Source organism: Burkholderia cepacia (assembly GCF_001039005.1).
In the GTDB taxonomy this organism is placed as follows: Bacteria; Pseudomonadota; Gammaproteobacteria; order Burkholderiales; family Burkholderiaceae; genus Burkholderia; species Burkholderia theae.
Map to the genome: position 1 here is coordinate 379300 of NZ_LDWR01000011.1, position 21988 is coordinate 401287.

Sequence of the window (21988 nt, forward strand, 5' to 3'; positions counted from 1 at the left end):
TCGCAAGCCAACGACGGCCGGCACGCATGCCGGCCGTCATGCGTTTACCGCTTCAATCCCATCAGTTTTGCCAGCGTCGGCCAGCGATCGAGCGACTCGACGAACGCGCGGCGCGCCTGCTCGTCGACATAACGTTCGGGGTCGAGCGCCGGCAGATGCCGCGCGAGACCGAGCACGTCGTTCGGCTGCGACAGGCGATCGTCGTCGCTTTCGCCGGGAAGGATTACTGTTCGTCGATCCATACGCCGTCCGGAGTTTTCACCGCGTAACCCGCGGCCGTCTGCATTGTCACCGTGCCTTCGTTCTCGCCCACCATCCGCGTGCGCGGCAGGTCGGCCGCGTATTGCGCGAGCGTCGTGCCCGGCTTGAACGGGCTGTTCGACACGAGGTTCGACAGCAATTGCGCGAGCGCGAGAAAGCTGGTCGGCTGCTCGATCACGGTCGTCGCGCCGTGATTGCCGTCGAAGCCGACGAGCCGCACGCCAACCGGCCCGTGCACGATGCGCGGCGTCGGAATTTCGCGCAGGCCCGCGACCTGGTTCTTGTCGCCGCGCAGCGCGGCGCCGTGCTCGGGCACGAACACGATCACCGCGCGGCGGCCCGATTGCGCGATCAGGTCGGCGAGACGGTCGAAGTCGCTCATCAGCTTCGTCGCGCGCTGCGGATACGAGTCGATGCTGGTCAACGAACTGCCGACCACGCGGTTGCCGTCGTGCAGGCTGATCGTGTTGTAGTACAGCGCGACCGGGCCCGGCACCGCCGCGCGCTGCGCATACCAGTTCGCGAGCGTCGCGTAGTCGTCCTTGATCGGCGAGCCGTCGAACGCATGCATCGCATCGGGCGCGGCCGCGTTCGAGATCATCGGCGCGTCGGCCACCCCGATATTGTCGTGGATCACCTGCAGGAAGTTGTCGAAGTGGCCATCGTGGTTCAGCAGCGACTGCACCGTATAGCCGGCGCCCGCGAGCTGCGCGAACAGCTGGCATTGCTGCGGCGCGGGCTTGTACAGGTCCTCGTGCGCCTCCTGCCCGCAGCTCGCGCGCAGCACGCGGATCGCCGCCGGGCCGCTGTAGCTCGCGGCCGTGCTGAAGTTCGTGAACAGGTAGTCGAAGCGGCTCAGCATCGGGTGATTGCGCACCTTCGCCGCATCGAGGTCATCCCACGACAGCGAGCAGATGTGCAGCACGATCACGTCGAACTGCGCGGCCGGATCGTTGCCGAGATGGCCGAACGCGACCTGCCGCTGCGACTCCTGCGCGCGGAACGTCGCGAGCGCGGCGTTGTGATCCTCGGGCTGGTCGGCGCGCCCCATCGTTGTCGTGCCCGTCACGTTCGCCTGCTGCGGGAGCGGTGCGACGACGCGCGCCATCAGCCCGCTGCCGGCCTGCCACAGCGGCATCACGATCAGCACGGCCAGCACGAACGTCGCGACGCGCAGCCAGCGATTGACGACGAAATAGACGATCAGCGCGCCGGCCACCGTCAGCAGCAGCACGGGCGGCAGCAGGCGCGGCAGCAGCTCCATCCAGTAGTCGAACCGGAACGTGCTCATTTCGCGCGCGGCCTCGGCGAGACGGGCGAGCGGCGGCGCATGCAGCTCGTGCGCGAGCAGCGGCACCGCGATCGCGATCGCCGCGACCTGTCGCACGATGCGCCACGCGCGTCGCCGGATCGGCGCACTCGCCGCAAGCGCCACCGCGAACGCGAGGTTCGCGAGCCACAGCGGCTGCAGGTGCCCGGTCGCGAACAGCGCGAACTTCAGGATGAAATACAGATTCCAGAACGTCATCTAACCCACTCCATGATGAGCGCCGCGTCAGTCGCGCGCCCGATCGAGCTTCGGCGCCAGCATGGCCTGCAAGCCGCGCGCCGTACCCTTCCACATCCGTACATAACCGTCCACGCCGACGCGCAGCACTTCCTTCAGGCCGCCGAGCGGCGTGTCGATGCGCTGACCTTCGTGCCAGTCGAGCCACGCATCCGCGCGGCCGAACGTGCATTGCACGAGCTGCCGCTCCTGTTCGAGCGTCAGTTCCTCGAAGCTCAGGCCGACGTGGGTCGGCGTCACGCGGCTCACGCGCACCGGGAACGGGAACGGCCGGTCGCCGCGCGTCACGCACACCGTCAGCGTGTCGCCGACCGCGAGCGGCAGCCCCGGTACTGCTTCGAGGCCGAGGCCGCCGGTCGAGTAGTCGCTCGTGAAGCACGCGGCAGTCGTTCCGTCGGCGAGCAGCAGCGTGGCCGGCACGCGCATCGCGATCCGGTGCGTGACGCGCACCTGCTTGGTCTCGCGCGCAACCGCCAGCGCCGCGCCGAGCATCGCGAGGTTGTACACGGTCCAGCCGAGCGTGATCAGGATCGTCGACGCCTCGTCGCCCTGGTCGGCCACGAGCCGCCACAACCCGGCCGCGATCGCGAGCACGTTCAGCCCGAACAGCACGAGGTACGGCTTCGACGTCGACCAGTCGACGTACCCTTCGTCGATCTTGCCGCCCTTATCGGTCACGTTGAACTTGCCGTGCTTCGGGCTGAAGAACGCGACGGTGGTCGGCAGCGCGATATACCACGCGAGCACCGATTCGTAGACCTCGGCCCAGAACGAATGGCGGTAGCGCCCTTGCATCCGCGAGTTCGCGACGTTCGCGAGCACGAGATACGGGATCACGTAGCTCGCGAGCGCGAGCGACGACGCGTTGATGAAGTACAGGTGGAAGAACAGGTACGCGAGCGGGATCGTCAGGAACACCAGCCGCGGAATCCCGTAGAAGAAGTGCAGCATCGCGTTGCCGTAGCAGATCCGCTGGATCAGGCCGAGCCCGCGCCCGAGGAACGGGTTGTCGATGCGGAAGATCTGCGCCATCCCACGCGCCCAGCGCGTGCGCTGCTTCACGTGGCCCGCGAGGCTCTCCGTCGCGAGGCCGGCCGCCTGCACGGTCGGCAGGTACGCCGACGTATAACCGCGCCGGTGCAGCTTGAGCGCCGTGTGCGCGTCCTCGGTGACGGTCTCGACCGCGACGCCGCCGACCTCCTCCAGCGCGCTGCGCTTGAGCACCGCGCACGATCCGCAGAAGAACGTCGCGTTCCACAGGTCGTTGCCTGACTGCACGAGCCCGTAGAACAGGTTGCCCTCGTTCGGGATCTCGCGGAACGTGCCGAGGTTGCGCTCGAACGGATCGGGCGAGAAGAAATGGTGCGGCGTCTGCACGAGCGCGCACTTCGGGTCGCGCTGGAACACGCCCATCGTCGTCTGCAGGAACGAGCGCGTCGGCACGTGATCGCAGTCGAAGATCGCGATGTATTCGCCGTGCGTCTTCGGCAGCGCGCGGTTGATGTTGCCGGCCTTCGCGTGGAGGTTGTCGTCGCGCGTCAGGTAGTCGATGCCGGCTTCGGCCGCGAACGCCGCGAACTCGGGGCGCCGGCCGTCGTCGAGCAGGTACACGCGCAGCTTCGCCGTCGGCCAGTCGATGCTCTGCGCGGCGAATACCGTCGGCTTCACGACCGACAGCGGCTCGTTGTAGGTCGGGATATAGATGTCGACGGTCGGCCAGGTGTCGGGATCGTCGGACAGCGGCACGATCGGCCGGTCGAGCGGCCACGCGGTCTGCACGAAGCCGAGCAGCAGGATCATCCACGTGTAGGCTTCCGCGCCGTACAGCATGTAACCGGCGATCGCCTCGACCGGGCCGCGGAAATCGAGCGTCTGTGTCGTGCGCCACCACACGTAGCGCACCGTCGAGAGCAACGCGAGCGACGCGAGCGCGAGCGTCGGCAGGTGACCCGGCAGGCGGCGCAGCGCGAGCGCCAGCACCGCGACGATCGCGAAGAACGCGAACTGCGCGCCGGGCATCAGCGGCGACATCCCGGCCGCGGCCCACAGCAGCGCGCCGACCACGAGCAGCAGCGGCGCGAGCCAGCGGCGCCGGCCGACGCCGTTCGCGCGCGCATCGAGCCAGCCGCCCCAGCGCACCCACGGCAGGCGTTCGAGCAACGCGTCGACGCGCCGGCCGACCGCGCGCCCGGCCACGTAGACGGGCACGACGAATTTGTCGAACCACGCGAGCGGATCGCGCGCGGGCCGGCCGTCGGCCGCGCGCGGCGCGCGCACGATCGAGCGCCACAGCCATTCGCGCGCGCTGAGCGGCTGCAGCACGCCCCACTCGTGCGCGAGCCGCAGGAACGCGACGCGCACCCAGCGGCGCACATGATCGGGGCGGCCCGTCGGCGGCACGTGGAAAAACAGCCGCACGAGCCAGTCGATCCGCGTACGTTCCGCCGGCAGCCCGATGCCACGCGCGAACCAGTCGGCCGCACGGCGGCCGAACGCGCGCAGTCGCGGCATGCGCGCGGCCTTCATCGCACCGCTCCGCTGCGACCGGCCGCACCGGCGGCCAGCCACGTATCGACCCAGTTCGCGATGCCATTCAGGTCGTGCGACGCCTGCGAATACGGCGCGTCGTCGAAGATCCAGCTGCCGCGCGCGAGCGCTTCGGGCACGGCCGCATCGACGTGAATCCGCTGGTCGAGCATCGAGCCCGGCCCCGCGACCGCGCGCAGCATCGCGAGCGCATCGCGCTGCATGTCGCGCGCCGGATTCAGCCGGTTCACGACGATCTGCAGATCGCCGCCGCCGGCCCTGAGCGCGCCGAGCCGCGCGGCGGTCGTCGCGCACGCGGTCGGTTCGGGGGGCACGACGACCAGCGTCAGGTCCGCGCAGCGAATCGCCTGCTCGGCCTGCGGCGACGGATAGCGCGCGGTATCGACCAGCACGACGCCGTCGGCCGGCAACCCGATCTCGTCGAGCGCACGCGACAGCCACGCGCGGTCGGCCACGAGCCGCGCATCGCAGGCGGCGGCGCCGGCCGCGTCGACCTGCCCGTACGGCACGAACAGCACGCCGTCGGCATTGCACCACGTGTGGGCGTGCCACGGCTCGGCGCCGCCGAGCACGCTCTGTGCGAGGCCGTGTTCGGCCAGCGTGTCGAGGCCGAGCGTCGCGCCCATCAGGTTCTGCGCATCGAATTCGACGGCGACGACCGGCCGGCCGCGGCGCGCGAGCAGCACCGCGAGCGCGGCCGCGAGCGTCGTGCGACCCGCGCCGCCCGTCGTCGACGTAATGGCGATCGTCTTCATCGGGTCGCCTCGTCGCCGCGCTCGGCGCCGGGTAGCAACCGCCCGCGCAGCGCGACCGGCACCAGTTCGCACGGCACCGCGTCGCGCCGGTCGATCCCGCGCGGCGCATGAAAGCCGCGGCCGATGCCGAGGTGCTGCGCGACGATCCAGACGGGCACCGCGATCACGATGCCGACGATGAAACCGATGACGAGTTCGGCGATCATGCGCCCTCCGGATTGCGCAGCGGCATCGCGCTGCGGATGGCACCGCGCGCACGCGCGGCGGGATTGACGGGATGCGGGGCCGGTGCGTCGGCGGCCAGGTGCGCGAGCGCCGGCATCGCACCGATCGCCTCGAGCGACACGATGGCATCGATTGCATCGACCGCATCGCTCACCTCGCTCGCGTCAGGCAACGCCGCGCCGGAATCGGCGCGCGCAGCCGAGGTGCGCGCCGCACCGGCCGGCTGCTTGACCGCGAACAGGTCGCTGTAGTCGGCGATCGGCGCGCGCCGGTTCTCGGCCTTCAGCGCATCGAGCTCCGTGTCGATGCTGCCCTGCCCGAGGCATACGACGCGGTCGGACAGCGAGTCGACCGGTGCGTCGAAGATTCGCGCAAGCGCGTCGTCGGCATCGACCGGCTCGCACGCGAACAGGAACACGTACAGGTGCCCGGCATCGGCCGTCACGACGTCGCCCGCGCGACGCGGCCGGCAATGCCGCAGCGCGTCGACGTGCGACACGCCCGGCAGCAGCGTGATTTTCGCGAGCGTGTGCGGCAGCGCGAGCACGGCGCCGCGATCGAGCACCGCGCGAATCCGCAGGCAGAACGCGCCGACCGGCAGATAACCGAGCACCGAATCGCCGAGCGCGGCCGCGAGCGCCGCGCGATAGTCGGCCGCGACGGGCCGCGCATAGAGCTGGCCGCGCAGCGCGTGCACGGCGGCCTGCATCCGCGATACCGGCAGGTCGCGCGCGACGACGCGGTTCGCGCCGACGCTCAGCACGAGCATCTCGAACTGCTGGCGCAGCACCTCGCCGCGCTCGACGACCGCGATCTTCAGCGCGCCGCCGCACTGCCGGCGCAGCGCGTGCACGTCGGCGCACAACGCTTCGAGCTGCGCATGCGAGCGGAACACGAGCACCGCGGTCGCGGCCTGGGCTTGCGCGCAGGCCGCGACGACGGCTGCGTTGTCGTCGACGATTTCCCAGTCGCCGGGCACGCGAGTCGCGCCGTCGAGCACCGCGCGGCTGACGACGACGCGATCCTCGTCGCTCGCCAGCTTCATCCGGTGCGCCGGCTCGGTCGCGCCGCCATCGACGCTCGCGGACAGCCGGCCGCCCGGTGCAAAGCGCAGCGGTCGCACTTCGCCGGCCGCGAGCGTGTCGCCCGCGCGCCAGAAATCGACGATCCACAGCAGTTCGCCGTGCGTGCGCTGCATCTGCGCGACGCCCGAGCAGACGCCGTGGAAACCGCTGCGCGGCGTGCGATCCGCATCGCGTACGAGCGGCGGATCATCGGTACGCACATCGGTGCCCGCACGGGCCGCTTCGGGATCGAGCAGCAGCACGAGCGCGATCCGGCGCGTGCGGCACCAGTCGGCGAGTGCGTGCGCTTCGTCCGCGAGCGCGACCGGGTCGTCCCAGCTGAACCAGCGCTGCGCGCCTTCGACGAAATACAGCGAGCGCGCACGAAAACCGTAGCGCTTCATCGCGCGCAAGCCGCCCGTGAGTCGCGCGAACGGGCCCGGCGCCGCGCGGCGCGGCGCGTCGCCGGTCGCACCGGTCGCGCCGGCACCTGCTCCCTCGGCCGGCTCGGCCGCCGCCGGCATCGCCAGCACGTTCAGGTTGCGCGGCCAGCCGGCCGGGTGTGCTCCTCCCGCGAAACCGCGCGCCTGCAGATGTTCGGCGACACGCTCCGGATCGCGTGCGAGCACGACCGTCACGTCGCGTGTGCGCGCCTGTCGCACGCTCTCCCACACGAGCGCGTCGCAGGCCGGCGTGCCGCCGGCCGCGTAGATCGCGTACAGGCCACCCGCTTCCAGTTGCGTCCAGGTGTCGGGCAATCCGTCGATCGCGAGCCGGCTCAGCGTGCCGATGCGGCCGCCGGCCGGCCCCGTGCGCAGCAGCGCGCGCAGGCGGCCCAGCAGGCCGGCGGCGCCGAGCGCGGGACGGGTGGCATCGATTTCCGTATTCACGACGGTCCCCTAGGGTCTGTTTCCATATGGAACACACATGCGTTGCCACGAGAACGGCCGCTCGCGAGGCGCGCGACGCCGCGAATACTGACGTATTCGCAAGGAGCGCAACGCGGCGAGCGGCCGTTCTCGTGGCAACCCCAAATTAAAAAATTCATGTCACGGGAATGCCCGAAATCGCCCGTATGGCGGCGTCGTTCGTCGCTTGTTTGGCGCGGCCAAACGGCGCTTCTCACTTCTTGCCCTACGAGCGATTTCGGGCATTCGCATGTGTGTTCCATATGGAAACAGACCCTAGTAATCCGAATAAAGCCGCACCGGCGTCGGCGTAACGAGCCAGCTCCGCTGCGCGCGCGCATCGAACGCATAACGCAGGTACACGAGCGCCGAACTCGGCGCGTAGTCGTGCGACCGGTCGACATGCAGTTGCGCGCCGACGCTCAGATGCGGATTCACGCGGTATTCGACGATGCCGTTCACGCCATACGAGAACGACACGCCGCGCGTCGAGCTGCCCGCGTACACGAACCCGGCCGCCACCTGCGCGGCCCGCTGGTCCGAGAACGTCGGGTAATACAGCGAATCCTTCTCGTAGCTGTTCGAGACCCCGCCCGTGAAAGTCAGGTCCCACGACAGCGCGTCGTGCCGCCCCGCCCATTCGATCGGCACGCCGAGCGACAGGTAGCGCTGCGGGCTGTAGTAACCGCCCTGCCCGTACGTGTAATAGCGCAGGTTCTGCGCGTAGTGCCACGCGTTGCCGACGAGCCCGGTGCTGACCTTCATCGTCGCGCGCTCGTACACGGGCACCGTGAAGCCGGTGCGCAGCGTGACTTCCGCGTTGCGCTCGACGTTGCGGCCGGACAGCACGCCCGCGCCGAGTTCCGCGAACAGGTTCGTGCGGCCCACATCGACCGACGCGCGCAGGTTCACGCCGTCGCGGCGCACGCCGCCCCACACCGCGCCGGTCCACGGGTCGCGCATCCCCGCGTACGACAGCACGCTGCTCGTTTCCGGCCGCCGCGACGCATTCACGCTGAAGCTCGCCGGACCCGCATCGAAGCGATAACGCACGCCGCCGACGAGGTAATGCACGGGGAAACCGAGCGGCGACGTGCCGAGATCGAAACGCCATGCATCGGTGCGATAACCGGCGCCGAGCGCAACGCCCGTCGCCGTCTGGTGCAGCGAGCCCGGCGGATTCGCGATCAACGCGGCGGCCGACTGATTCGACTGAAATGGCGGCGGCAGCCCGCTCTGGGCCTTGAGCGCCGCGTAGGTCCCGAACGTCGTGAGCGAATAGGCGTTCGGATCGCTGGTATCGAGCGTGCCCGGGTCCAGGTGCACGGTGTCGATCTGCGCGAACACATGCCCGTCGTAGCGGATCGGCAGCTGCATGTAGATCGGCACCTGCTGCGCGCGATACGACGAAATACCTTCGTCGCCCGACTTGTACGCGGGCGTCCAGCCGGTCTCGATCTCGGGGTTGCGCCGCTGCTCGAGATCCGCGAACGCGGCCTGCGCGGGCGTCAGGCCGTCGCGGCCCGGGCTCACGCCGGCCGTGCGTTCCTGCGACAGCGACAAGCGATACAACGACGCCGCGTCGTCATAACGACCCTGTGCTTCGGCCACGCGCCCGGCCGCGACCGTCACGTCCGCGCGCGCCGGATACGCGGCGTGCAGCCGGTCGGTCACCTGCGCGGCTTCGTCCGGACGGCGCAGCGCGTTCAGGCGGCGCACGGCCGACAGCTGCGTATCGACGTCGTCGTCCGGCGTGCGCGCGAGCACGGCCTGCACACGCGCGAGCGCGGCCGCGCGGTTGCCGCTGTCCTCGTCGATGCGCGCGAGCGCGAGCTGCGTGTCGGTATCGTCAGGCGTGCGCGCGACGACCGGTGCAAGCGCGTCGCGCGCCGCGCCGAAATGCCCCTGCGCGCGTTCCAGATCGGCCAGCTCGAGCGCGTAGCGCTTGTCCGCGCGGCCGGCCGGGCTCGCGCGATCGAGCTGTGTGCGTGCCTGCACGTAGTCCTGCCGCGCGATCGCGTCGTCCGTCTGCCGCAGCACGAGCCGCAGCGATTGATCCTCGAGCCTCGCCGTCTGTGCGGGCGTCAGCGACGGTTCGCGGCGCAGCGCGTCGAGCCACGCGGCGAGCGCGTCGTCGCGCCCCGCGCTGCCGAGCAGGTCGCCGTAGCGCAGCCGCACGTCCGCGTCGGCTTCGCTCGGATGCGCGACGATCCAGTCATGCAACGGCGCGAGGCCGCGATCGGGCTCACCCGCGTCGATCCACTGCGCGCCGACCGCGGCGAGCATGTCGGGATCGTCCGGCGCGCTCGCCTGTGCATGCGCGAGCGACGCGGCAAATGCCACGCGGTCGCCGCGCCCGAGCGCGCCGCGCGCGTCGGCCAGCGTGCCTTCGGCATCGAGCTTGCGCGCCAGCGCGCGCATCCCGTCCGAACGGTGTGCGTCGTCGACAGGTGCGAGCGCGGCCTGCGCGCCCGCGACGTCGTTGACCGAATTGCGATACAGCGCGGTCGCATAGCGCATCTCGGGTGTATCGCTTTGCGCGAGCCCGTCGTCCATCACCGTGCGGCCGAGCTGCGGCAGCCCCATGTCGCGATAGAGACGCGCGAGCGCGAAACGTGTCCACGGCGCGTCGGGCGCCGCACGCACGGCGGCCTCGTAGCGTTGCGCGGCCGGCCCGCGTTCGCCCTTGTCCGCGAGTGCGCGCGCCTGATCCGCGAGCAGGTCGGCGCGCAGACCGTCGAGCGCGCGACGATCGTCGCGGCCCGTCACCCGTCCTTGCAATGCGTCGAGCAGCGGGCCGATCCGGTCCGCGCGGCCGGTGTTCTCATACAGCATGGCCGCGCCGCGCACGGCCGGCAGGCTCGGCGAACGCGCGGCCAGCAACTCGCGCAGCAACGGCTCCGCGCGCGCCCAGTCGCGCTGCGCAAGCAGCGCATCGGCGAGCTGCAGCTTCGCGTCCGGGCTGTTCGGCTGCATCGCGAGCGCGGCACGCGCCGCGCGCTCGGCGTCTTTCGACCGTCCCGCGGCGGCCGCCGCGCGGCCTTGCGCGAGCAGTCCCCAGAACTGCGCGGTGCGCGCCAGGCTCTGCCATTTGTCGCGCTGGTCGGTCGCGAGCGTCGCGGCCCGCACGAACAACGCGCGCGCTTCGTCGTGCCGGCCTTCGCGCAGACGCAACAGGCCAAGGCCGCCAACCGCGTCAGCATCGTCGGCCCGCGCGCGCGCGGCACGGGCGAGCAGCGGATCGGCGCCCGCCAGGTCGCCGCGCGCGAGCGCCTGCAGGCCGCGCTGCTGCGCGATGTAGCCGGGATCGCGTTCGAGCCGGCGCTGCGCATCGCGCCGGCTGTCCAGTTCGGCAACCCGGCCGCGGAATTCGGTATCGTCCGGCACGAGCGCGAGATACGCCTGCAGCGCATCGAGATACGCGGGATCGCTGCCGGCCGCCTGCAGCACGCGCCGCCACAGCGACATCGCCTCCGTATGGTCGGCGTCGTCCCGCTTCGCGAGCGACCATGCGATCCGGTTCGCCTCCGCGCGCGTGGCGGCATGCTGGTTCAGCAGCCGCGCGAGCGCCATGGCCGCGCTGGTGTCCTGCGGATCGGCCGCGATCCTGCGGCGCAGCGCGGCGAGCGCCGAGTCGTGTGTACCCGGCGCATTCGCGAGGATCTCGTAATACTCGGCGCCGAGCGCGCCGGACGGCGCGTCGTTCGGAAACAGCGCGACGACCCGCCGGGCCGCCTCGTCGGTGCGGCCGCTGCGCGCGAGCAGGCGGATCTGCGCCATCTCGCCGCGCCCGCTCGTCGCGACGCGGTATTCGTCGGCCACCCGCCGCGTGGCAGGCCCGTCGGGCGACTGCGCCTGCAGGCGCGCGAGCGCGGCCTGCGCGCCTTTCGCGTCGCCGAGCCGCAGCAGCACGCGCACCTGCTCGGCCAGCAGTTCGGTGTCGCCCGGCGCGATCAGCAGCCCCTTGCGCAGCGCATCGCGCGCGAGGTCGTCGCGGTGCTTGACGCCCCACATCCGCGCGGTGTCGAGTTGGCGCTGCGCGTCGGCGGAAACGGACGTCGCTCGCGCGGCGGTTTTCGGCGCCGTCGTATCGGATGCGGCGCCCGGCGCCGCCGCGCACACCGACGACGCGAGCCACGCGAACCCCGCGACATGCGGCGCGGCACGCTTCAGCGGGCGGCGCACGAACGGCCTCCCCAGCGAGCGTCGAGCGTGCCGTCCGCGCCGAACCGGTAGCGCCCGTCGCGCCAGCCGAGCCCGAACAGCGTCAGCACGCTCGTGTAGTAGCCGGGCGCCGACTGGCGCGCGAGCGCATCGACGCGGGCCGCCTGCGCATCCGCGAGCGCGCGCTGGCCGCGCGCGTCGAGAAACGGCACGGCCGCCGCCGAGAACCCCGCGTTGCCGTCGTTCGGCCCCGCGACGCCCGTCGTCGTATCGACCTTCTCCGGCGGCGCGCCACGCGCGGCGATGGCGTCCGCAAACGGCGCGAAACGCGCGAGCAACGGCGCGGCAAGCGGATCGGCGCGGTCGAGCATGCCGGCCCACAGGTACACGCGGATCGCGTTGTACGCGCTCTCCGCGTGCGTCTCCGGATCGGGCCCGAAGCCGGTGCCCGCGCGATACAGCGCCCAGTCGGGCGAAAAACCCTTCGGCGCCGTGTCGAGCAGCACGCGCCCGGTGCTGGAAGCCAGCGCGGCCCAGCGCCGGTCGTCGGGCAGGCGCGCGCCGAGCGCGCGGATCACCTGCGGCGGCGAATAGCTCGGATTCACGCGCCACTGACCATTGGCCAGCTTGAACCCCGTCGGCCCCGGCAGCAGCGTGACGCCAAGACCCGGCACGGTGGCCGTTTCCTCGTCGAGCACACGCTTCGCGAGCAGCGTGCCGCGCGCGGTATAGCTGCGCTCGTGCCACAGCCGCCCGGCCTCGACGAGCGCATATGCGATCCACAGGTCGGCGTCCGACGCCGCGTTCGCGTCGAGCACGCGCCACGCGCCGTCGGGCGCACGGCCCCACAGCCACGCCGGCAGATGCGCGCTCAGGTCGCCCTGCGCGAGGTTGTTCTCGGTCCATGCGAGGATCGTGTCGAACATGCGCCGGTCGTTCGCGACCAGCGCGAAGAAAAGTCCATACGCCTGCCCCTCCGACACCGTGCGTGAATCGGCCGAGCCGACGTCGATCACGCGGCCGTCGGCCGAGATGAAATCGCGCTTGAACGCGTCCCAGCGCGGCCATGCCGCGCTGCATCCCGCATTGGCCGCGTCGGCCCCCGCGGCCTGCGCGCGAGCAGCCATGCCGGCCGTCGCGCACGCCACCGCGACCGTCAGCGCGAACGCCGCGCCGACGCGTCGCGCCGGCTGCGTTGCCCGTCGCTTCGCCATAACCCGCGCCATCCGTTACATCCCCCGTCGACGCGCGGCGATTCTCTGCAGCACGCTGAACACGCCGAGCGCGAGCAGCAGCCCCGCGACGACGCCAACCGCGCCGAGCACGACCGGATGCCGCGCCGCATGCGTCCATACGCGCGCATACCACGGCACGAAGCCGACCACGTAAGGCTCGCCGACACGCAGGCTGTCGACCTGCCCCGGCCGCACCAGCGCGAGATCGCCCTGCAGTTGCGACACGAGGCCGGCGTTCTCGAACACGTTCAGCAAATCGCCGAGGCGCGGCTGGTCGGTCGCCGTCAGCGCGACGACGCTGCGACCATGGCTGCCCGGCAGCTCGAAACCGGCGAGCGCCGCGAGCGGGCCCGTCTGTTCGATATGCGCACCGCCGTCGGCCAGGCCGACGCCGTTGCGCCAGCGCTCCTTCACCGTGAACGCGACACGCGTCGTGCCCGCACCCTCCTGCTCGCCGATCGCGAGCGGCAGCGCCGAGCGCCAGTGCGCGAGTAGCGGCGACGCAGGCGAGCCGTCGATCACGAGCAGATCCTTGCTGCCCGACAGCGCGGCGACGTCGCCGGGCCGCGCGACCTGCACGCGCAGGGCCGGAAAACCGGTCCACTCGCCCATGTGGCCGAGCATCGTCAGGTAGGCCTCGAGTTCCTGCGGCGACGGCCGGTCGGGTATCACGACGGCCGTCTGCGACAGGTCGGCGAAGCGCGTGAACGGAAAGCCGCTGTTCGCGAAATACGCGAGGTTCGGCAATTGCGCGTAATGGACGAAGTGCGAGAAGTCGATCGTCGAATCGGGATCGATCGCCGCACGCTGCGGCTCGGAGGCCGTGCTCGAGCACAGGCCCGTCTTCTGCGAATCGAGCGTGAAACGGAACTGCAGCTGGTTGCCGCTGCCGACGCGAAACGCCGGAATATCGACGTCGCTCGTCACGCGCCCTTCCGGTACCGACAGCAGCGGCAGCTGCATGCGGCCGCGCGCGTCCTCGGCATGGGCCGGCCCGAGCCGGTACGACTTCACGAGCTGGTCGTTGATTTCGACGGCGAGCGTCGAGTTGTCCTGCACCGTCGGCGCCGTGTAGCGGTAACGCAGCGTGATCGGCACGCCCGCGCCGTTCCACGAATGGAGATCGGCCGGCACGCGCAGGTTCAGGCGGATCGCGTCGGGCGTCGTGCCGCGCGCTTCCAGCTCGCGCGGATCGGACACGAGCTCGCGGAACGTGATCGGCCGGTTCACCGGCAGCCAGCGCGGCGCGTCGTACGGCTTGCGCGGCGCGCCGAGATCGACGTGCGCGACCGTCGCCGACGGCCCCGACAGCGCCGCGCGGCCGAGCACGAGCGTCGCGACCGCGTCGTCGACTTCGGCCGCCGTGCGGCCCGTGACGACGAGCAGCTTGCGCCCGGGCGCGGCCGGGTTGTCGGCGACCGCGAGCAGCGGGCCGTTGACCGACGGCAGCGCGAGGCCGGCCGGCAGCGTCGCGGCCGTGCCGATCACCACCGCCTGGTCGTCGGCCGGCAGCGCGGACGACACCGGGAAGCGCGTATGCCGGTAGTCGGCCAGCGCGCCGAACCACGACGCGAGCACGCCCGCGCTGCGCAGCGTCGCCGAATCGGGCGATGCCGGCAGCACGAACGGCAGCCGCACGCGGCCGTTGTCGCGCCGGTCGAAGAACGGCGCGGGCAGCAGCGCAAGATCGTTCGGCAGGCGGACCGGCGATTCGTCGAGGATCAGCTCGCTCGTCGGGCTCACGTCGGCCCATAGCGCCGAGTTCGACGGATCCTCGCAATGGTCGAGCGTGTAGTGCGCGATCAGGCGCAGGCCGATCTGGTTGAAATCCGAGAAGTAGCGCGGATCGATCGGGATCTCTTGCGTGACCGTGCGGCCCGCGCGCACGGCGTCGAACGGGACGGTCGCGATGACCTCGCCGTTTACCGACACCTTCAGGTGCGACATCGGGAACACGAGCGACGGCGAATACGCGTAGGTCAGGCGCAGCCGCGCGCCCGTGACCACGCGGTCGAGCCGCACGCCCGCGTTGATCGTGCGCGCGTCGTCGGCGCCGCGCAGGCGCAGCGGGTCGAACGCGCCGAGCGACGCGAACGGCAGGTGTACGGTCGACGCCGGCAGCCCGGCGGACGGCGCACTGGCCGCCGTCGGCGCGGCCGCGAGCGGTGCCGCGGCGGCAACGGCGGCGGGTGCCGAAGCGCCGACCGCAGCCGGCACTGCCGGTATCGGCGCGGCCGACAGCGCGGCCGCGTGGAAAGCGCCGAGCGCGGCGACCGACAGGACGAACAGCGACGCGGCCGGCTTCATGCGCGGCTCCGCTTCGTCAGGCTTGTCCGGTTTTCATTCGCATCGAAATCCGCGCGCGCAAAGCAGCCATGCCCGTGAGTGCACAATCCCACTGCTTCCCCTCATATCTAACTGGCCTGATTCATATATCGAAACAACGCGGCCGATTCTTTAGCGGTCCCTGCGTCGTGTTGCGCGCGCCTGGCACCGGCACTCGCGTATTCGTCACACTATCTCAAAAATAGGACAAAACTTACCCCGATTCGCGACGGTGAAGCGAAAAAAACCTCAGACCGGTCGGAAATGCTGCGCAAGAGGAGTGAATGGCAAAATTTTCGCCATTGCTGCCGGTGGGGCCGAACGGCATACTGCCGGCGCGGCCGGCCGGGCCGGCATGCCGGCGGCGGTCCGTTGCAGACCGCCCGCAAGGCGCTGCCGCGGGGCGGCGCGTATGCTACCGCACTCCCGCGCCGCCCGATGATCTTTCTTCGCGAGAAAACTGACTTGGATCAAATCGCCAACACCGCCACCCCGTCCGCCGACACGCTGCTGCGCATCATCGCGGTGCAAACCGAAATCGCAAAGCTCGGCCTCGACCTCGGCAGCGTGATGGCCTATGTGGCCGAACAAGTGCCGCAGCTGACCGGCGCGAGCGCCGCCGCGGTCGAGTTCGCCGAAGGCGACGACATGGTGTACCGCGCCGCGTCGGGCACCGCGGCCGGGATGCTCGGGCTGCGGCTGCGCCGCTCGGGCAGCCTGTCGGGCCTGTGTGTGCAGCAAGGCGAGTTGCTGCACTGCAGCGATTCGGAAATCGACCCGCGCGTCGACCGCGACGCGTGCCGCCGGGTCGGCCTGCGCTCGATGCTCGTGATGCCGCTCACGCATGCGGAGACGACGGTCGGTGTGCTGAAGGTGATGTCGCCGGACGTCGACGGTTTCTCGCAAGCTGACGCCGGCACGCTGCGGTTGACGGCCGAGCTGATCGCCGCAGCGATGTTCCACGCGGCGCGCAACGAGGCGAACGAGCTGTACCTGCGCGCGACGCACGACGCGCTCACCGGCCTACCGAACCGCGCGCTGTTCTACGACCGCCTGCGTCAGTCGATGCATACGGCGCTGCGCGCGAACGGCCGGCTCGGCATTCTCAACATCGACATGGACGGGCTGAAGCCGATCAACGACGGTTTCGGCCACCGCGCGGGCGACGCCGCGCTGCGCGAGATCGCCGCGCGGATGCAGGGTGCGGTGCGGCGCTCGGATACGGTCGCGCGCGTCGGCGGCGACGAATTCGCGGTGCTCCTGCCGAACATCGGCAATCGCGACGACGCGCATGCGCAAAGCACGCGGCTCGCGCGGCAGGTCGGCGAACCGTTCGAATTCGAGGGACAGCCGCTGCGGCTCGGCGTCAGCGTCGGGATCGCGATGCTGCCCGACGACGGCACCGACATGAACGCGCTGATCGAGCATGCGGATCAGGCGATGTACGAAGCGAAGCGGTCGCGATCGCAACGCAGGACGCCTGCGTAACGCCGGCCCGAAGGCGGTCCGCTGCGGGCGCAGCCGAACAGGCCCGCCCGATCATCGCGTGAAGCGGCGTTAGCCGACCTGCGGCATCGCGATCGCCAGCCCGACCACGAGCCACTGCACGATCGCGACGAGCACGCCGGCCCGGCACAGCCCGACCGCGCCGCGCACACGCGCGTCGAGCGCGCGCCCGGCCTTCCCTGCATCGATCCAGCCGAGATCGGCGAGCGCGCGGTCGAGCGCCGCGAGTTCGTCGTCGACCGACGCATCACCGGAGGCCGCCCGCGCGAGCGCGGCGAACAACCGGCGGTCGATCTCGATGCGCACCGCGTACCACAGCGCGGCGATCCCCGACCCCGTGCTGACGACGGCCAGCAGCACGCGGGCGATCGACGCCGGCGCCCAGCCCGCCGCGATCCACCAGCCCGCGCCCGCCGCGGCCAGCGCGGCCGCGATCGCCCACGCACCCGCGTCGAGCGCGCCGCGCGCGGCGGCAATCCTGAATGGCGCGGACGGATCGCGCATCACCCGCCTCCCGCGCCGCGACGGCGATTGATCCAGTGCTGCAGCACGGCCACGCCGTCGTCCGACCACACCGCGTGAGGCCGCACCGCGCGCACGGCGGCAAGCGCGTCGCGCGCATCGCCCAGCCCGCGCCGTGCCGCGAGCCACGCGGCCGCGCACAGCACGCTGCGCCCGTAGCCGAGCGCGCAGCAGACCAGCACGTCGCGCCCTTCCCCGTGCAGGCGCTCGAGCGCCGCGACGGCCTGCGCGAGCTGCGCCGCGGTCGGCGCAACGAGATCGAGCTGCGGCACGGCCGCATAGGCAAACGACGCATCGGCCGCCGCCCAGCGCGGCATCTCGGCGGTCAGGTCGACCAGCGCCGTGAAGCCGTGGCGCCGCACGTCGCGCGTCGTCGGCGTACGGCCGATCGACACGCGCTCGTCGATCCGCACGGGCGCCGGCTGCCGGAACGTCCACAGCCGCGAATTGACGAATGCGCCGGCGATCGTCGGCGCGAGCAGCCAGCGGATGACGACCGGGAAACGCCCGTGCGCATCCTTCTGGAAGGCGCCGGGCGCGCCGCGCCGGTAGATCCACGCGACGCACGCGAGCGCCAGCGCGACCCACCCCGCCGCCAGCGCCCAGCCCGGCGCGCGCGGCACGCACCACAGCGCCACGAGCGCGACCAGCGCCGCGCCGAGCGCATAACGACGCGCGAGCGCGCGGCCGGCCGCGCCCGGCGACGCATCGGCGCCCGGCAACCGGCCCGCGGCATCGCGCAACGGAAACAGGAACAACGCGAGACAGCCGACGGCCGCACCGGTCGGCACGTCGATCGCGTGATGCTGGTAGGTCGTCAGCACCGACACGCCGATCGCCGCGAACCACAGATGCAGCACGACGCGCACGGCCGTGCCGCGCAGATGCTTCGAATAAACGGCCCACAGGACGACGAGCAGCCCGATGTGCAGCGACGGCGCCTGGTTGAACGGCTTGTCGAAGCCCATCAGCAGCGTGAACAGCGCGCCGGCCACGCCGCCCGCGTCGGGCCGCTCGAAACCGAAGCGCAGCGGCCACGCGATGAAGCACACAACCGACACCAGTTGCACGGTCAGCAGCCGCTTCACGTGATCGAGCAGATCGGCGCGGCGCGTCCAGAAGAAAAACGACAGCGCATACAGCAGGTCGATCGACCAGTACGGCACGATCGTCCACGGGACGAACGGGATCGCATGCTCCCAGCCGAACGCGAACGTCGGCACCGCTGCGCGGCGCGCGGCGAGCCAGTTCGCGAAGCCGTACGTCGAGAAGAACACGGCGCCCATCACCGCGAGCCAGCCGAAGCGCAACGCGAACGACGCGTCGCGCGCGCCGGCCGCCGACGCCTGCGCCGCCAGGCCGCGTGCGTCGCCGCCGAACTCGCTCATGACGCGTCGACCCGCTGCGCGAGACTGACCGTGAAGATGCCCATTTCATCGATCCGCTGGTCGAGCTTGCGGAAGCCCGCACGCGCGACGAGTTCGTCCATCTCCGCCTGCGAGCGGCGGCGCATCACCCAGGTCGCCTCGCCGCGGTGATTGTTCAGCGCCCGCGCGATGAATTCGAGCTGCGGATGCCACGGCTGCCCCGTATAGACGAGATAACCGCCCGGCGGTACGGCCTGTGCGAGCCCGCGCAGCGAGCGCTCGATCAGCGCGTTCTCGCCGAACAGTTCGTACAGGCCCGATACGATCGCCAGCGTCGGACGCGGCTCGAGCGTCGCGAGCGACGCTTCGTCGAACGCGTCGCCGCGCTCGAAGCGCGCGATCGGCTCCAGGCCGCGCTGCGCGATCAGCACGCGTCCGGCCTCGACGTTCGGCGGGCTGTAGTCGCGCAGCGTGATGTCGTCGGGCGCCGCGCCGTCGCGCTCGGCGGCCGTCGCGATCGCGTCGAGCACGTAGCGCCCGTGCCCAGCCGCGATATCGACGATCCGCACCGGCGTGCCGTGGCCGCGCAGGCGGCCGATCGCCGTTCCGATCAGTTCCTGCAGATGCACCTTGCGCTGGCGGATACCGATCCAGCCCGGCGAATCGAGATACGTGCGATCGATCAGCGCGCCGACGCCGAGCCGGCCCTGCGCGCGGTTGCGATACACATAGTCGAGCGTCGAGCCCGAATCGAAGCCGAGCCGCAGCCCGAGCGCGATGCCGTCCGACAGCGCGCCGCCGGCCTTCAGGCCGGCCCGTGTGAGCGCCCAGTAAGCGCGCGCGAACACGTTCGCGGGAGGCCGGCCGAGCGCCGCGTATTCGTCGTGGAACGCGCCGCGCCGGTCGGCATCAGCGAGCGACACGCGCGGGCTCGGCGCATCGAACTCGCGCAGCACGAAGGCGCGCAGCGGTGCGAGCGCCTGCGCGCGGTCGCGCTCGCCGAGCGTGTCGTGATAGAAGCCCGGCAGCACGATGCGCTCCTTGCGCGCCGCGCCGAGCCGTTCGAAGAAGCGGTCCTGCGGGCCGCGATGCACGACCCAGTCGGCGCCCGAGATCAGCAGTTGCGTCGGCACGGTGATCGCGGCCGCGTCGGCGACGATCCGCTTCGCGGTGTCGTGCAGGTCGAGCAGCATGTTGACCGCGATCGGCCGCGTGATCAGCGGATCGGACGCGTAGCTCGCGATCCGCTCGGGGTCGTGCGTGAGGAATTTCGGCTTCACGTAGCTGTTCACGTAGAACAGCCCGCGCAGCTTGTGCATCAACCGCAGGCCAGGCCGCGCGAACGGCACGTAGAGCTTGATGTGGAAGGCCGGCGACGCGACGACGAGGCAGCGGATCGGGGGCGCGTAGTCGTGCGCCCAGCTGGCCGCGAGCACCGCGCCGACGCTCTGGGCAACCACGGCCATGTCCTCGATCGCGATGCCGTGCGTGTCGCGGATATGCTCGACGAAGGTCTGCAGGTCGCGCACCGACGCGGCCGCGCTCGGGCTGTAGCCGCGCGCGCCGGGCGAGCGGCCGTGGCCGCGCGCATCCCACGCGAAAAACGCGAAATCGGGCAGGTCGAGCTCGTCGACGAGGTGCGCGACGCGCGCCGAATGCTCGTGGCCGCGATGCAGCAGCACGATGGCGCTGCGGCAGCGCGGGCCGGTTGCGGGCCAGTGACGATAGAACAGCGTTTCGCCGTCGTGCGTGATGAAGTCGGCCTCACGGGCCGTGCGTGCGCTCATGCGATCTCTCTCGTTTCGTTATTCGAATCATGTGGCGCCGCCCTCCGGCGCCTCGTCGGTCAACCGCCCTTTTCGGCGATGCCGGCCTGCACGCGCCGCACCACCGTGACGATCGACAGCACGATCAGCAGGCGCCACAGCCACGCGGCGACGCTGCCGACCGGCAAACCGAAGCCGATCCACAGCGCGAACGCGCCCAGGGCCAGCGCGCGGTCGCTCTTGCCGAACGGGCCGTCGTAACGACGGCTCGCGCCGACGAGCGGTCCGATCAGCCCCGCGCATTCGACGATGACCGCCGTCAGCGCGAACAGCCAGACGTCCGCCGGAGCGAACGCGGAAATCGCGAGGAACGGCAGCACGAGCGCGACATCGGACACGATGTCGCCCAGCTCGTTCAGGTAGGCGCCGAGCGTGCTCTTCTGCCCGTGCTCGCGCGCGAGCATCCCGTCGATCGCGTTGAGCGCCATCCGCGCGAACAGCCACAGCGGAATCAGCAGGAACAGCGCGCGGGCGAACACGCCGAGCCCGGCGAGCGCGCCGACGACGATCGAGCCGCCGGCCGCGAACAGCGTGACCTGGTTGGCGGTGACGCCGCGCTCGGCGAGCGAATTCGCGAACGGGCGCAGACGGTCCTGGAATTTGGGTTTGAGTGCGTAGAGGCTCATCGTTTCGTATTCGTATTATTCGCGCGGCACAGTCGGACACGTTTCCCGCCACCCTGCTCCGGGCGGCGAAACGGCCTTCGTCGGCCTTCAATGGAAGGCCCTCATCGTCGCCGAGTGGCCCCGATGCGTCAAGCATGCACCCGTGGCGCCAATCTGGCGTTTTTTACGGAAACTCGCGATAATCCGCTGGCCCGATCGCAGCGAGATCCATTCGAACTGCAAACGGGCACTCGTGCAACAGCCGATTATCCCGCCGCCGACCGGCGCATTCGCCGCGACGCAACAGCGTGTGACGGCGAACCGTCCGATTATCGCGGACCTGCGACAGGCAGCCACGAATTTGAAAAAATTTAAACAAGGGCCGTCCGGCGCGCATCCTGCCGCGCCGGCATTCCGGGGCCCCACCCGCCGCACATGCGGCCGGGCACGCAGGCAGGAGGCGCAGCGCCGATGAACATTCTCAACGTCTGGCAGCGCGACTTCCTGCTGTCCATCGTGCGGCTTGTCGCCGGCGCGTATCCGGTCTGGCATCAGGCGCCGCCGTCACCGACGCAGAAGATCTACTTCTCGAACCATACGAGCCACATCGACACGCTCGCGATCCTCGCCGCGCTGCCGCGCAACGTGCGCGCGGTCGTGCGGCCGGTCGCCGCGCGCGACTACTGGGACAGCAGCGACATGAAGCGCCACATCGCGCAGAAACTGCTGAACGTCGTGCTGATCGACCGCCACCGTGAGTCCGGCGGCGACCCGCTCGAACCCGTGCGCGACGCGCTGCGGCAAGGCCACTCGATCATCATCTTCCCGGAAGGCACGCGCGGCGCCGACGTGCTTCCGCAGCCGTTCAAGAGCGGGCTGTTCCATCTCGCGACCGAGTTCCCGAACGTCGCGCTCGCGCCCGTCTACCTCGAGAACCTGCAGCGCATCATGCCGAAGGGCGCGATCTGGCCCGTGCCGCTGATCTGCAAGGTGCACTTCGGCGCGAACGAAGCGCTCGGCGACCAGGAAGAAAAACCGACGTTCCTCGCCCGCATGCACGACGCGGTCGTCGCGCTCGCGCCGCCGCAGCGGCCGGCCGGCTGAACGCGGC

Annotated in this window: 16 protein-coding genes; 3 read left to right on the top strand and 13 right to left on the bottom strand. The window is 71.0% G+C overall.

The window, feature by feature from the left end; genetic code table 11:
- Nucleotides 1–44: 44 nt before the first annotated feature.
- The 9 genes from VL15_RS06755 to bcsB all read right to left on the bottom strand — a co-directional run bounded on the left by VL15_RS06755 (nt 45) and on the right by bcsB (nt 15033).
- Entirely contained in the window at nt 45–242 is a 198-nt protein-coding gene (locus VL15_RS06755) for a hypothetical protein (protein WP_048244197.1), read from the bottom strand.
- Nucleotides 224–1789, bottom strand: coding sequence for a cellulose biosynthesis protein BcsG (bcsG, locus tag VL15_RS06760; protein ID WP_048244199.1), 1566 nt, complete (start codon nt 1787–1789; stop codon nt 224–226). Before bcsG ends, VL15_RS06755 begins: the two co-directional genes overlap by 19 nt.
- Before the next feature lie 27 nt (nt 1790–1816).
- Nucleotides 1817–4354: a UDP-forming cellulose synthase catalytic subunit gene (gene bcsA / locus VL15_RS06765; RefSeq protein ID WP_048244201.1), complete on the bottom strand. Its 2538-nt coding sequence runs from the start codon at nt 4352–4354 to the stop codon at nt 1817–1819.
- Nucleotides 4351–5130 carry a cellulose biosynthesis protein BcsQ gene (gene bcsQ, locus VL15_RS06770; protein WP_048244202.1) on the bottom strand — a complete coding sequence of 260 codons (780 nt, stop codon included), beginning with the start codon at nt 5128–5130 and terminating at the stop codon, nt 4351–4353. Before bcsQ ends, bcsA begins: the two co-directional genes overlap by 4 nt.
- Nucleotides 5127–5336: a hypothetical protein gene (locus tag VL15_RS06775; protein ID WP_048244204.1), complete on the bottom strand. Its 210-nt coding sequence runs from the start codon at nt 5334–5336 to the stop codon at nt 5127–5129. The genes bcsQ and VL15_RS06775 overlap by 4 nt, the downstream gene beginning before the upstream one ends.
- The gene (gene bcsE, locus VL15_RS06780) at nt 5333–7309 is read right to left on the bottom strand and encodes a cellulose biosynthesis protein BcsE (RefSeq protein ID WP_048244206.1); all 1977 of its coding nucleotides are present in this window, start codon (nt 7307–7309) and stop codon (nt 5333–5335) included. The genes VL15_RS06775 and bcsE overlap by 4 nt, the downstream gene beginning before the upstream one ends.
- Before the next feature lie 294 nt (nt 7310–7603).
- Nucleotides 7604–11512, bottom strand: coding sequence for a cellulose synthase subunit BcsC-related outer membrane protein (locus tag VL15_RS06785; protein ID WP_048244208.1), 3909 nt, complete (start codon nt 11510–11512; stop codon nt 7604–7606).
- A complete protein-coding gene (bcsZ, locus tag VL15_RS06790) occupies nt 11497–12717 on the bottom strand; it encodes a cellulose synthase complex periplasmic endoglucanase BcsZ (protein ID WP_048244211.1) in 1221 nt (406 codons plus the stop codon). The genes VL15_RS06785 and bcsZ overlap by 16 nt, the downstream gene beginning before the upstream one ends.
- 3 nt (nt 12718–12720) lie before the next feature.
- The gene (gene bcsB / locus VL15_RS06795; protein ID WP_048244213.1) at nt 12721–15033 is read right to left on the bottom strand and encodes a cellulose biosynthesis cyclic di-GMP-binding regulatory protein BcsB; all 2313 of its coding nucleotides are present in this window, start codon (nt 15031–15033) and stop codon (nt 12721–12723) included.
- Nucleotides 15034–15516: 483 nt separating this feature from the next.
- Between bcsB and VL15_RS06800 the strand changes: the two genes are divergently transcribed.
- Complete coding sequence (locus VL15_RS06800) at nt 15517–16539, top strand: sensor domain-containing diguanylate cyclase (protein ID WP_048244381.1); 1023 nt, start codon at nt 15517–15519, stop codon at nt 16537–16539.
- Between the two features lie 69 nt (nt 16540–16608).
- Here the strand turns inward: VL15_RS06800 and VL15_RS06805 are convergent, their stop codons facing one another.
- From VL15_RS06805 to VL15_RS06820, 4 genes are read right to left on the bottom strand one after another with little or no spacing between them, the layout of a single operon-like run.
- Nucleotides 16609–17061 carry a hypothetical protein gene (locus VL15_RS06805; protein WP_048244215.1) on the bottom strand — a complete coding sequence of 151 codons (453 nt, stop codon included), beginning with the start codon at nt 17059–17061 and terminating at the stop codon, nt 16609–16611.
- On the bottom strand, nt 17061–18467 hold the full coding sequence (locus VL15_RS06810) for a phosphatase PAP2/dual specificity phosphatase family protein (protein WP_048244217.1): 1407 nt from the start codon (nt 18465–18467) through the stop codon (nt 17061–17063). The genes VL15_RS06805 and VL15_RS06810 overlap by 1 nt, the downstream gene beginning before the upstream one ends.
- Entirely contained in the window at nt 18464–20233 is a 1770-nt protein-coding gene (locus tag VL15_RS06815; RefSeq protein WP_048244218.1) for a bifunctional alpha/beta hydrolase/class I SAM-dependent methyltransferase, read from the bottom strand. The genes VL15_RS06810 and VL15_RS06815 overlap by 4 nt, the downstream gene beginning before the upstream one ends.
- 59 nt (nt 20234–20292) lie before the next feature.
- On the bottom strand, nt 20293–20898 hold the full coding sequence (locus VL15_RS06820; RefSeq protein WP_048244220.1) for a CDP-alcohol phosphatidyltransferase family protein: 606 nt from the start codon (nt 20896–20898) through the stop codon (nt 20293–20295).
- 123 nt (nt 20899–21021) lie between these two features.
- On the opposite strand from VL15_RS06820, the gene VL15_RS43095 reads away from it, so the two are divergent.
- Together VL15_RS43095 and VL15_RS06825 are read left to right on the top strand one after the other, a co-directional pair.
- Entirely contained in the window at nt 21022–21252 is a 231-nt protein-coding gene (locus VL15_RS43095) for a hypothetical protein (protein ID WP_230684360.1), read from the top strand.
- A 96-nt stretch (nt 21253–21348) separates the two neighbouring features.
- A complete protein-coding gene (locus VL15_RS06825; RefSeq protein ID WP_048244222.1) occupies nt 21349–21981 on the top strand; it encodes a lysophospholipid acyltransferase family protein in 633 nt (210 codons plus the stop codon).
- Nucleotides 21982–21988: the final 7 nt, after the last annotated feature.

Excerpts from the sequence above, each read along its gene's own strand:
- VL15_RS06755 (WP_048244197.1), bottom strand. The coding sequence starts at position 242 with ATGGATCGACGAACAGTAATCCTTCCCGGCGAAAGCGACGACGATCGC.
- bcsG (WP_048244199.1), bottom strand. The coding sequence starts at position 1,789 with ATGACGTTCTGGAATCTGTATTTCATCCTGAAGTTCGCGCTGTTCGCG.
- bcsA (WP_048244201.1), bottom strand. The coding sequence starts at position 4,354 with ATGAAGGCCGCGCGCATGCCGCGACTGCGCGCGTTCGGCCGCCGTGCG.
- bcsQ (WP_048244202.1), bottom strand. The coding sequence starts at position 5,130 with ATGAAGACGATCGCCATTACGTCGACGACGGGCGGCGCGGGTCGCACG.
- VL15_RS06775 (WP_048244204.1), bottom strand. The coding sequence starts at position 5,336 with ATGATCGCCGAACTCGTCATCGGTTTCATCGTCGGCATCGTGATCGCG.
- bcsZ (WP_048244211.1), bottom strand. The coding sequence starts at position 12,717 with ATGGCGCGGGTTATGGCGAAGCGACGGGCAACGCAGCCGGCGCGACGC.
- bcsB (WP_048244213.1), bottom strand. The coding sequence starts at position 15,033 with ATGAAGCCGGCCGCGTCGCTGTTCGTCCTGTCGGTCGCCGCGCTCGGC.
- VL15_RS06805 (WP_048244215.1), bottom strand. The coding sequence starts at position 17,061 with ATGCGCGATCCGTCCGCGCCATTCAGGATTGCCGCCGCGCGCGGCGCG.
- VL15_RS06810 (WP_048244217.1), bottom strand. The coding sequence starts at position 18,467 with ATGAGCGAGTTCGGCGGCGACGCACGCGGCCTGGCGGCGCAGGCGTCG.
- VL15_RS06815 (WP_048244218.1), bottom strand. The coding sequence starts at position 20,233 with ATGAGCGCACGCACGGCCCGTGAGGCCGACTTCATCACGCACGACGGC.
- VL15_RS06820 (WP_048244220.1), bottom strand. The coding sequence starts at position 20,898 with ATGAGCCTCTACGCACTCAAACCCAAATTCCAGGACCGTCTGCGCCCG.
- VL15_RS43095 (WP_230684360.1), top strand. The coding sequence starts at position 21,022 with ATGCGTCAAGCATGCACCCGTGGCGCCAATCTGGCGTTTTTTACGGAA.
- VL15_RS06825 (WP_048244222.1), top strand. The coding sequence starts at position 21,349 with ATGAACATTCTCAACGTCTGGCAGCGCGACTTCCTGCTGTCCATCGTG.